This window comes from Lentzea guizhouensis (assembly GCF_001701025.1).
Taxonomy (GTDB): domain Bacteria; phylum Actinomycetota; class Actinomycetes; order Mycobacteriales; family Pseudonocardiaceae; genus Lentzea; species Lentzea guizhouensis.
In genome coordinates this window covers 9,424,611-9,436,682 of the sequence record NZ_CP016793.1, presented here as the reverse complement: position 1 = coordinate 9,436,682, position 12,072 = coordinate 9,424,611, and the positions used below count along the sequence as shown (strand labels likewise).

The 12,072-nt window shown below is 72.1% G+C and carries 5 protein-coding genes; 2 read left to right on the top strand and 3 right to left on the bottom strand.

Annotated elements, in window-relative coordinates; genetic code table 11:
• Positions 1-105 precede the first annotated feature (105 nt).
• Positions 106-3,321, top strand: a complete 3,216-nt coding sequence (locus BBK82_RS44750) for an AfsR/SARP family transcriptional regulator (RefSeq protein ID WP_065920328.1) — start codon at positions 106-108, stop codon at positions 3,319-3,321.
• Between the two features lie 233 nt (positions 3,322-3,554).
• On the opposite strand, the gene BBK82_RS56055 is transcribed toward BBK82_RS44750, so the two are convergent.
• Both BBK82_RS56055 and BBK82_RS44745 read right to left on the bottom strand, forming a co-directional pair.
• Positions 3,555-4,169, bottom strand: a complete 615-nt coding sequence (locus BBK82_RS56055) for a helix-turn-helix transcriptional regulator (protein WP_154697880.1) — start codon at positions 4,167-4,169, stop codon at positions 3,555-3,557.
• Positions 4,096-6,027 (bottom strand): ATP-binding protein, encoded by a 1,932-nt coding sequence (locus BBK82_RS44745; RefSeq protein ID WP_065920327.1) that lies wholly within the window; start codon positions 6,025-6,027, stop codon positions 4,096-4,098. The genes BBK82_RS56055 and BBK82_RS44745 overlap by 74 nt, the downstream gene beginning before the upstream one ends.
• 153 nt (positions 6,028-6,180) lie before the next feature.
• Between BBK82_RS44745 and BBK82_RS44740 the strand changes: the two genes are divergently transcribed.
• Positions 6,181-7,242, top strand: coding sequence for an AfsR/SARP family transcriptional regulator (locus tag BBK82_RS44740; protein WP_218920539.1), 1,062 nt, complete (start codon positions 6,181-6,183; stop codon positions 7,240-7,242).
• A 56-nt stretch (positions 7,243-7,298) separates the two neighbouring features.
• On the opposite strand, the gene BBK82_RS44735 is transcribed toward BBK82_RS44740, so the two are convergent.
• Positions 7,299-12,059, bottom strand: a complete 4,761-nt coding sequence (locus tag BBK82_RS44735) for a thioester reductase domain-containing protein (protein WP_083268626.1) — start codon at positions 12,057-12,059, stop codon at positions 7,299-7,301.
• Positions 12,060-12,072: the final 13 nt, after the last annotated feature.

Below are 12,072 nucleotides of genomic sequence, written 5' to 3'. Positions count from 1 at the left end.
GCAATGGAATTCGCCGTGCCGAACTCAGGGGGTATGTCGTGCCGGTCGTGGTCGAGGCAGGTCGCATCGCGTTCGTGAACCAGAACAGCTGACGGGACGAGCTCGATGCTGGTCGAGTTCAGGGTCCTCGGTCCGTTCGAGACGCTCGTCCGTGCCGGGCGGGTGCGCATGCCGGCCAGCCAGAAGGTGCTGCTGGCCTCGCTGGTGGTCGACCTCGGCAAAACGGTCTCGGTCGACGAGCTGGCGGAGGCGCTGTGGGCCGACCGCCCGCCCGCGACCTACCGGCAGCAGCTCTACAAGCACGTCTCGGCGTTGCGCGAGCTGTTCGGCGAGAACGTGGTGATGACCGACGAGACCGGGTACAGCCTCAACGAGCTGCGCGTGCACACCGACGTGCAGCGCTTCGCCGCCGCCGTCGCGCAGGCCAGGCAGCTGCGCCAGGACGGTGAGCCGGTCCTCGCGGCCGAGCAGTACCGCGCCGGCCTGTCGATCTGGCGCGGTCCGGCGCTCGCGGGCATCGACAGCGAGTCGCTGCGGGTGGCCGCCGCCCGGTTCGAGGAGCAGCGGCTGACGGCACTGGAGGAGTGCGCCGAGCTGGAGCTGCTGCTGGGCAAGCACGCCGACCTGGTGGGGGAGCTGCGCACGCTCACGGCCGCGCACCCGTTCCGCGAACGACTGGCGGGGCACCTGATGGTCGCGCTCTACCGGTGCGGGGTGCAGGCCGAGGCGCTCGACATCTACCAGCAGCTGCGGTTGCGGTTGCGCGACGAGCTCGGCGTCGAACCGTCCGCGCAGCTGCAGGAGCTGTACGGCTCGTTGCTGCGGCAGGACGCGGCACTGGAGTCGCCGCTGGAGTCACCGCTGGCGGCGCAGGCCGGGCCCGCGGTGGTGCCGGCCGGGCTGCCGCGGTCGTTGCCGAGCTTCACCGGGCGTGGCGCCGAGCTGGCGTCGTTGTGCACGGCGGTGCGGCAGGGCGCCGGGATCGCGGTCGTGAGCGGGCCGCGGGGCATGGGCAAGACGGCGTTGGCAGTGCATTGGGCGCATTCGGTGCGTGAGCGTTTTCCGGATGGCCAGCTCTACCTGAACCTGCGTGGTGCCAACGGGATGAAGGCATCCGACGCGTTGACGGTGTTCTTGCGCGCGTTAGGGCTATCGGCGGAAGCGGTGCCGGTCGACTTCGACGCGCAGCTGCTGCTGTACCGGTCGATGCTCGACAGGCAGAAAGTGCTGCTGGTGCTCGACGACGTGGCGGACCCGGCACAGATCGAGGCGTTGCTGCCGGGCTCGTCCGGATGCTTCGTGCTGATCACCTCGCAGAGCCGGCTGGTGTCGCTGACGGCGTTGCACGACGCGTACCAGGTGCCGTTGGGCCCGTTGCCCGAAGACGAGTCGTTCCAGCTGTTGGAACAGATGCTCGGCCGTGCGCGCACGGCCGCCGATCCGCAGGCCGTTCGTGAGCTCGCGGCCCGGTGCGGGCACGTGCCGTTGTCGTTGCGGGTGGCGGCGGCGAGCCTGGTGGAGCAGCCGGATCGCCGGACCGCCGACTTCGTCCGCACGCTGGGGCCGGCCGGTGAACCCGAGCCGGAGGACTGGAAGTTCACGGTCGGTGTGCGCGCTGCGTTCGACCTCTCGTACGTACAGGTGTCGGCTGATGCGAAGACTTTGGTGCGATATATGGCCGTCACGCCGTGCGTCGACTTCAGCTTGGAAACCGCCTCGGCATTATTGGGCACAACGACCACCGCTACCCGTTCGGCGCTGCAAGAGCTCGAGCACACACACTTGATCGAACAGCACCTTCCCGGCCGGTATCGCCTGCACGACCTCATAAAGCTCTACGCGCGCAGCCGTATTCTCATCGACGACGACATGACCGACGCTGTGTGCCGCCTGCTGCACTGCTACCTCAACGGCGTCGACGCGGCCGTGACCGCGATGGCCCCCACGATCCAACGCGAGCAACGCCCGTCTGCACCGGAGACCCCGTTCGTCTTCTCCGACACCGTCTCGGCCGTGAACTGGCTGCGCCGTGAGCACCCGAACCTCGTCGCCGCCGTGAGCTGGGCGCACGAGCACGGCCAGGACGCGTTGTGCGCGCACCTCGTCGACGCCCTGCGCGCCTACTTCTGGTTCGACCGCGCCACCCCGGAGTGGATCACCACCGGCTGGCTCGGCCTCGCCTCGGCCGAACGCATGGACGACGTGCGCCTCAAGTCCGCCGTGCACCGCTCGCTCGGCCAGGCGTTCGCGGTGCGCGGCGAGCTCAACGAGCTCACCCACCACTACGACCTGGCGCTGAAGTACGCCGACGAGTCCGGCGACCCCCTGCGCGTCGCCTACCTGCGCGAGGCGGTCGGCGTCGCCCTCCTGCACACCGCCGACGTGCGCTCGGCCGAGTCGCACTTCACCGCCGCCTTCGACGCCGCCCGCTCCTACGCCGACGTGCCGCTGGAGATCAGCTCACGCGTGCATCTGATCTACGCGCGGGTCATGCGCGGCCAGCTCGGCGTGGCGCTGACCGAGTGCGAGGAGGCGGTGAGCACCCTGCGCCGCGGCCACTACCCGTACGAGCTGGGCCACCTGCGCGGCATGTGGGGCCGCACGCTGCTGGAGGTGGGCCGCCTCGACGACGCCCTGCGCGAGCTGGAGCTGGCCGTCGACCTGCACGCCGAGTGCGGCGACAAGATCGGCACGATGCGCGAGCTGGTCCGCATCGGCGAGATCGACCTGACCGTCGGCCGCTACGACCACGCCTGGCAGATCCACCACGCGGCCATGGACCTGGCCCGCGAGCTCGACAACGCCGACATGCGCTGCGCCGCCGGCATCGGCATGGCCGCCGCCTCCCTGTGCACCGGCGACCACGACCTCGCCCTGGCCCTGACCGAGGACGCCCTGCGCGTGTCCCGCCAGTCCGGCAACGCCTGGCGCGAGACGATCGCCTCGGTGGTCGGTGCCCGCGTCCTGGCCGCCACCGGCGCGTTCGACCGGGCAACCGACCTCGCGACGTCCAGCCTGGCCCTGATGGCGCGGCACGGCTGGAAGCTGCGGGTCGGTGCGGCCCACCACGTGCTGGCCCGCATCCACCTGGCCGTCGGCGACGTGACCGAGGCGCTGGCCAACGCCGAGGCCGCCAGAACCGCGCACCGGGCGTGCGGGCAGCGGCTGCGGGAGGTGCAGGACGTGCTGCTGCTGGCGGCGCTGGAGGGCAAGGACCAGGGGCCGCTGGCGAGGGCGATGTGCGCGGAGGTGGCGGGCTCGCTGGCGGACGACGTGTTCCAGGCGCTGCGGCCGAACGAGCCGGTCACGCTGTTCTCCTGAGCCGCACGAGGACTCCTGCACGCCGGCCGACTCGTCGCACGCCCTGTCGAGTCGCTGATCTTGTCGGTGCCAACGAGTACGTTCGGCTGCGGGGGACGCAACTTCAGGGGGTACCCCTGCGCGAGCGTGCCCATCAGACGGCTTGCCTCGCTCACCGGTCTTGTCGGTGCCCGCGAGTACGGTGGGACGCGGGGGATCCACCATCACGGGGTACCCCTGCGTGAGCGCGCCCGTCAGGCCGTCCTCATCAGCGAGATCGGCAGCTCGTTGCGCTGCCTCACGTTCAGCTTCCGGAACACCCGCGTCAGGTGCTGCTCCACCGTGCTCACCGTCACGAACAACCGCTCCGCGATCTCCCGGTTCTTGTACCCCGACGCCGCCAGCGACGCCACCCGCTGCTCCGCCTTCGTCAGCGACAGCATCGCGTCCTCCGAGCACCGCCGCGGCTCCACCGCGTCGATCACCCGCGCCGCCTCCAGGCACACCGCCTTCGCCCCGCACGCCCGCGCCAGGTCCAGCGCCCGCTGCGCCGTCACCTTCGCGAGCTTCTTGCGGTGCGCCGCCGCCTGCGCCGCCGCCTGGTCCGTCAACGCCCGCGCCAGCTCGTACCGGTCCTCCCGCCGTTCCAGCACGCCCACCGCCTCCGCCAGCAACCGCGCCCGCGTTCCGCCGGCGCCACCACCGCCAGCAACCGCAGTGCCGCACCCCGCCCGCGGGACTCCACGACGTCCGGCCGGTCCAGCTGCTCCCGCGCGTGCCGACACCTGTTCCGCGTCACCCAGCCGCGCCCACGCCTCCGCCCCGCCGCCACCCGACCACGCCGGCAGGTCGAGCGACCACGACCGCATCAGCTCGCCGCACCGCGTGAAGTCGGCGAGCGCCGCCTGGGCCTGGTCGGACGCCAACCGGCACTGCCCGCGCGCGAACAGGTAGCTCACCCAGAACAGGGATCCCGACGGCACCACCGCCGCCAGCTGACGCGACGCCCCGCGTGAGTCGCCGGTCCTGGTCAGCGCCAGCACCAACGCCCCACCGGCAACCGGCCACCACGCCCCACGCCCGCAGCGGCAACGCCCCGAGCGCCGCCTCCGCGTGCCGGACCGCCGCGGCGAAGTCACCGCGCCGGCACGCGATCTCGGCGACCACCGCCTTCAGCACCGCGTGCCACACCGGCAGCCGCGTGTGCGCCACCAGCCGGGTGCACCACGCCGTCGCCTCGTCCAGCCGGTCGGCGAACACCAGCCCCTGCAACGCCAGCAACACCGGCTCGACACCCCACGTCACGTCGGTGCCGACCGCCGTCAGCACCCGTTCCGCGAGCATCGGCACCTCCGCGACCGCACCGGCGAGCAGCGCACCCGACAGCGCCGCCATCGACGCCAGCGGTTCCGGGGCGAAGAAGTCGCGGTTGTCCGGCACCACCGATCCGGGGTATGCCGCGGCCAGCCACAGCTGCACCGCCCCGCGCACGGAGTCCGGCAGCGCCGCGACGGCCACCCGTGCCTCGTCCACCCGCCCGAACCACAGCAGGTGCCCGATCACGCGCACCGACGACGCCAGGTCCTCCGGTTCCACCGACGCCAGGTGCGGCGCGGCCACCAGCGGGTTGAGCTGCCACGCGTCCAGCACCAGCGCCGATCGCCCCGGCAGCTCCAGCGCCGGCTTCAGGAACTCCACCGCGCGCACGACCTGGTTGTCCGCCAGCGCTTCCCGCGACGCCGCCGAGTACACCTCACCCGCCCACGCCGGCGGGTCGAGCACGTGGGCGAGGTGCGCCGCGACCTCACCGGCCGCCGCGCCGCGCTCGTGCAGCAACGCCGCCGTCCGCCCGTGCAGCACGTCACGTTCCCCAACGGACAGATGCGCGAGAACGGCCGACCTCGCCGCCGGATGCCGGAACCGGCCGTCCACGAGCAAACCCATGCGTTCCAGCGACATCAGCACGGAACCAGCCGCGACACCCGCGATCGAGCCCAGCACCTCGGGCGTGTCCGTCGAGTCGAACACCGCCGCCGCGCCCGCGACCAGCACCGCCGTCTCCCCGCTGCTGCGCAGGGACGCCACCACGGCGCGCCCGAACACGTCCTCGCCCTGCAGCAACGCCTGCAGCAGCATCGGGTTGCCGCCGGTCGCCGCCAGCAGCTCCAGCGCCCTGCGCTCGTCGGACAGCGCGGCGACACCCCTCGCCGTCAGCAACGGCACGGTCATCCGCCGCACCTGCGACTGCAACGCGAACCCGGACAACGGCCGGTCGTCGGTCCGCTCCGTCGTGATCAGCCGCACGGGCGCCCGGTCGACCACCCTCGTCAACCACCGCAACGACTCCGGGTCCGCGTACCGCTGGTCGTCGACGCAGAACAGCAGCGGCGCGGCGGTCGCGAACTCCTCGACCACACCGGCCAGCACCGCCGCCGCGCGCTGGTCACCCGATCCCAGCACCGCCGCCGCGCAGTCCCGGATCCGGCGCGGCAACGTGTGGTCGTGCAGCAGCTGCGACACCACGCCGAACGGAACGGCCTGTTCCGCACTCGCACAGGTCGCGAAGAGCCGGTGCTGGCCCGCCGCCGTCGCCCGCCGCGCGAAAACACGCATCAGCGACGTCTTCCCGCTGCCCAGCGGCCCTTCCAGCACGACCACCCTGGTGGCGTCCGAGGCGAGCCATTCGTCCAGCTCAGCGAGTTGATCGTCGCGTTCGACGACGGTCACCGAACACCTCCGCCAATGAGGGAACCCCTTGGCTCCAGCATGCCGGTGCCCCTTTCGCCCCGCTTTCACCAGATTTCCGCACTGGCGCCACGTCCTGCGAAAAGCGCGCGATACCGCCGTGGAAAACCCCACCCCTACGGTCAGGGTGCAGAGGTGCGCAGATTCCTTCGCGGAGAGGGGCCGACGACGATGTTCCGGGTGCTGGGGCCCTTGGACGTGTCCGAGGAGCAGAGCGCGGCAGGCGTGCGCGGGCTGCGGCAACGGGCCGCGCTCGCGTTCTTCCTGCTGCACCACGACTCGCCGGTGACGGTCGCCAGGCTGGAGCGCGCGCTGTGGCCGTTCGAGGCACCGCCGACCGGCAGGCAGATGGTCTACAACGCCGTGCACGCCTTGCGGCGCAACGGTCTGCCGCTGGCCAAGGAGTCCGGCGGCTACCGGCTGCGGATCACGCCGGAGCAGCTCGACCTCGCGTGCTTCCGGACCCTGCTCGCCCGGGGCGAGCACGAGCTCGGCACCGCCGACTGGGCGGCCGCCTCGCGCACGTTCGCCGCGGCGCTCGCGTTGTGGCGCGGCCGCACGCTCGCCGACCTCGCCGAGCAGGACCTGTGCTGGCCGGAGATGGCCGCGCTCGACAACGCCAGGCTGACCGCGCTGGAGTGCCGCGTGGAGGCCGAGTTCCGGCTGGGCCGCTACCGCGAGGTGATCGGCGAGCTGGAGACCGCGGTGGCGTGCGAACCGTTGCGGGAACGGCTGTGCGGGCAGCTCATGCAGGCGCTCTACCACTCGGGGCGGCAGGCCGACGCGCTCGGCCTGTACCGGCGCACGCGGGCCGACCTGATCGAGCGGCTCGGCCTGGAGCCCAGCCCCGAGCTGCGCGGGCTGGAGCACGCGATCCTGAACCACGAGCTGGCCCAGCCCGCCGTCCCGCGGCAGCGGATCGGTGTGGTGGAACACATCCGGCCCGCGCACGACGAACCGGAACGCCTGGTGCGCGAGCACGCCGGCATCGAACCCGGCGACCGCACCGAGGTCGTGGCGGCCAAGGTCCGCTGGGTCGTGCGGCGCGTGCTGGGCTCCGGGGACACAGCGGCTCGGGTGCGCGGCCACGTGATCGACCTGCTCGCCGGGGTCCGCACGGACGAGACGTTGTGCGCGTCGGCGTTGCTGCTCGAGAAGATCACCCAGTTCCACCGGGCCGAGGTCCTGTCCGGCTGAGGTGGACCGGCCGTGGAGGCCTCCCGGGGTTGCCGCCCCGGGAGGCCTCTTGCGCGTCACGGGGCCGGGAGGTACTCGACGTCGGTGAAGAAGTCGAGGTAGGTCTCCAGCAGCTTCCCCTGGGCCGGCGGGCAGGTCGTGCCCAGCGCCGCGTCGGCCTTGGCGGTGTCGATCGACGGGTACACGCCGCCCCGCCACTGCGCGAGGCCGAGGAACTGGTCCAGCAGCGGCAGCACCGCGTTGTGCCGGTCCGCCTTCACCTTGCGCGTCCACGTCTTCACCGGCAACGCGTCGATCCGGTGCCCGCGCGCCCGCAGCGCGTCGAGGACCTCGGCGAACGTGAGCCGCGCCGGGTTCGACAGGTTGTAGGTCTCGCCGGTGCCCTCGACCGCCAGCCCGAGCCGCACGATCGCGTGCGCCACGTAGTCGGCCGGTGTCGGGTGGAAGAAGCTGTCGAGCGTGTCCGGCCAGGCCTGCGCCTCGACCATGCCGCGGATGCTGAGCCAGATGAAGTCCTGCGTCTGGCACGCCCCGGTGGTCTGGTCGCCGGTCACCACGTCGACCCGGTACACCGTGACCGGCAGGCCGCGCTCACGGGCGAGACCGATCACGTTCTCGCACACCCACTTCGTGTGCCGGTAGCCGTTGGTGAGGTGCTCGGGCGGCCCGATCGGCGCGTCCTCGGCCAGCCGCACACCCTCCTCGGCGACGTTCGCGTAGACACCGGTCGAGGAGATGTAGTGCAACGGGACCGTGCGGTGCCTGGCGGCGATCCGCAGCAGCTCCTCGGTGGCACCGACGTTCGACGCCTTGAGCTGCTGGTAGGGGTAGAGCCAGTTGACGTGCGCACCGATGTGGAAGATCGCCTCGATCTCGTGCGCGAGCCGGTCGGCGGTGTCAGGGTGCAGGCCGAGGCCGGGTTCGGCGAGGTCGCCGAGCACCACGCGGACCCGGTCGAGCTCGATGCCCGTGCGGTAGTACTCGGCCGCGCTCCGGATCTTCTCGTACGCCTGGTCCTCGGTCTTCGCCCGCACCAGGCAGTGCACGGTCGCGTTCGTGGTGGTCAGCAGCTCGCGCAGCACGAACGAGCCCATGAACCCGGTCGCACCGGTCAGCAGCACGTGGCCGGGGTCGCGGTTGATGTGCACGTCGGTGGCCTGGATGTCCTCCGCGAGCGCGACCTCGGCCTGCCAGTCCACAGTGGACGCCTGGTTGTGGGCGCCGACGAGATCGCCGAGCAGCCGGTCGGCGAGCGCGTCCGGCGTCGGGTGCTCGTAGATCAACGACACCGGCAGCTCCACACCCGTCTCGGCGAGCAGGTGACCGCGCAGGTCGACGGCGGTGAGCGAGTCGAACCCGAGGTCGCCGAACTCCTGACCGGGCGTGACCGAGCCCGGTGTGTCGTGTCCGAGCACCGCGGCGGCCGTGTCCAGCACCAGCTCCAGCACCTTCTGCCGCCGGTGTTCCGCGTCGAGGCCGGTGAGCTGGTCGAGCAGCGCGCGGCCGCTCGACTCGTGCGCGGCGGCGGTGCGCCGGTTCTGCGTGCGCAGGAGCTTGCGCATCAGGGCGGGTACGGCGTTCTGAGCGGCGTGCCGGCGGGCGTTGCCGACGTCGAACGGCTGGCCGAGCACCACCGGCCGGTCGCTCGCCAGCGCGGCGTCGAGAATGGCGGTGCCGAGCGGGGTCGGGATCTGCCGCATGCCCTCGCGGGCCATCCTGGCGAGGATCACCGGCGTGAGGTGCGCCGACACCGCGCTGGCCTCCTCCCACAGCCCCCACTCGACGGAGACCGCCGGAAGTCCTCGGGCGGCACGCAGTTGAGCGAGGCCGTCGAGGAACGCGTTGGCCGCCGCGTAGTTGCCCTGGCCGGGCCCGCCGACCGTGGCCGCCATCGACGAGAACAGCACGAACGCGTCGAGGTCCAGCTGCTGGGTGAGCTCGTGCAGGAACCACGCCGCGTCGACCTTGGGCCGCAGCACGCCGTGCAGCTGCTCGGCGGTCATCGTGGCGATCATGCCGTCCTCGGTGACGCCGGCGGTGTGCACGACGGCCCGCAACGGCCGGTCCAGGCTGCTGATCAGGGCTTCGACGGCGGTCCGGTCCGTCGTGTCGCAGGCCCGGACGTCGACCGTGGCTTGGGTGAGCTCCTCGACGAGCTCCGGCGCGTGGCCGCTGCGGCTGACCAGCGTGAGGTGCCGGATGCCGTGGTGGCGCACGAGGTGCCGCGCGACGACCTTGCCGAGCGCACCCGTGCCACCGGTGATCAGCACCGTGCCGTCGGTCCGCAGGCGGAGTTCCTCCGTTTCCGGTGTGCTCCTGGTGAGCCGGGGCACGAACGCGCGCCCGTCGCGGACCGCGATCTGCGGCTCGTTGCCCGCCGCGGCCGCCGACAGCACGGCCCGCATGGCCTCCTGGGCCGGCAGGTCGGTGTCCACCAGCAGGATCCGGCCGGGGTACTCGTTCTGCGCGGACCGGACCAGCCCCCACACCGCGGCCGCCGCAGGGTCGATGGTCCCGCTGTGCACGGCGTTGCGGGTGAGCACGACGAGCCGCACCTCGTCGTCGATGTTCGCGAACCGTTGCAGCACATCCAGCGTGCGTTCGGCCGCGTCGTGCGTCTTCGCCACCAGGTCGCCGTCGCGCACCGGCTCGAACAGCACCGTGTCCGCGTCGTACGGGATCTCGTCCTCGATGATCGCCCACCGGCCCTCGGCCGGCGCGGGCAGGGTGACCGGCGTCCACTCCACCGCGAGCAACGCCTGCCGCACCTCGGCATCGGGTACGCGGACGTCATGCGGCCTGCTGCGCACCGAGTCGATCGTCAGCACCGGCTGCCCGGCCGCGTCCGTCGCGTGGACGGCCACGCCACGTTCTTCGGCCGGGGTCAACCGCACGCGCAGCACCGTCGCGTCGGTGGCGTGCAGCTGCACCCCCGACCACTCGACCGGCTGGCCTGCCACGTGCGGCCTGAGCAGCGCCTCCAGCAAGACGGGGTGCAGGGCGAAGCCGTTGCCGGTGACCGACTCCGGCAACCTGACCGTCGCGTACCGGACGTCTCCGTCGCGCCACACGTCCTCGGTGCCGTCCGCGACCGCGTTCGCCGGGGGCCACTCGGTCGTGGCCTGCGGGGGAGCGGCCAGTGCCGTGTTCGTCAGCACCCCGGTGGCGTGCGAGGTCCACGTCCCGTCCTCATCGGGCCTGCTGCGAACGGTGATCGTCCGGCTGCCGTCCTCCTCGGCGGCGTCGACCAGCACCTGCAACTGCGCCGGCAGCGCGACCTCGGTGTGCACGTGCAGTTCTTGCAGCCGGTTGCAGTCGACCTGGTCCCCGGCGTGGATCGCCAGCTCCACCAGCGCACTGCTCGGCAAGACCGCGCGCCCGGTCGGCCACGGCAGGCTCGTCAGCCGGGCCGTGAACAGCACCGAGTCGTTGTCCGCGTGGACCGTCGCGCCCAGCAACGGGTGCTCGGCCCGGTGCAGCCCCGCGCTCGCCACGTCTCCCAGGCCGGTGCTCGGGTCGACCCAGAACCTCTTGCGCTGGAACGCGTACGTCGGCACGTCGGTCGTTCGTGCGCCGGGGTAGAAGGTGTTCCAGTCCGGCTCGTGGCCGTTGACGTAGGCGGTGCCGAGGGCGGCGAGCACGGTCGCCTGTTCGCTCTGCTTGCGGCGCATGGCCGGCGCGAACTCCGCCTTGACGGACGGTTTCGCCTGCGCGGTCAGGATCGCGTCGGGGCCGAGCTCGATGAACGTGGTGGCGCCGAGCTCGTCGAGGTGGGTGACGGCCTGGTGGAACTTGACCGCCTGCCTGACCTGGTCGACCCAGTACTCGGGGGTGCTGATGGCGGCGTCCTGCTTGCCGGTCAGCGTCGACACGATCGGGATGGCCGGCGGGTGGTAGGTGAGCTTCTTCGCCGTCGCGGCGAACTCGGCCAGCATCGGGTCCATGTGGTGGCTGTGGAACGCGTGGCTGACCGTGAGCTTCTTGGTGCGGCCCGGGAGTTTTTCCGCGAGGACCGTGGTTTCGTCGTGGTCGCCGGAGATGACGATGGCCCGGGGCCCGTTGAACGCGGCGATGCTCACCGTGCCGTTCGCCGGGAGGAGCGCGGTGACCTCGTCCTCGTCGGCTTCCACGGCGATCATGGCGCCCCCGCTGGGAAGCGCGTCCATGAGGGTGGCGCGGGCGGCGACCAGCCTCGCGGCGTCGTCGAGGTCGAGGACGCCGGCGACGTGGGCCGCGGCGAGCTCGCCGATGCTGTGGCCGGCGAGGTGGTCGGGGGTGATGCCCCAGTGTTCGAAGAGGCGGTAGAGGGCGGTTTCGAGCGCGAACAAGGCGGTCTGCGTGTACAGGGTCTGGTCGAGCAGGGTGGGTTCGTCGAAGAACACCGTGCGCAGGCTGGGCTCGCCGAGGTGGGCGTCGATCGCGTCGATGGCCTCGTCGAGTGCTTGGTGGAACGCCGGGTAGGTGCGGTAGAGCTCGTGGCCCATGCCGGGGCGTTGGGAGCCCTGGCCGGTGAACAGGAAGGCCAGGCTGCCGGTGTTGGTGGTGCCCTGGGCGGCGATGGTGCCGTTGACGAGCATGGCGCGGTGGGGGAACTGGGTGCGGGTGGTGGCCAGGGAGTAGCCGATGTCCGCCGGGCTCTTGTCCGGGTTCTGGCGCAGGTGGTCGAGGACTCGCGCCGTTTGGGCTTCGAGGGCCTGCCGGGACTTGGCGCTGACCGGCACGGCGACCACGTTCGCATCCGCACCCGCCTGCCCGCTTGCGCCCGCCTGCAGGCCCACGCCCGCACTCACTTCCCGGCCCGCCCGCTGCAGGCCCACGCCCGCACTTCCC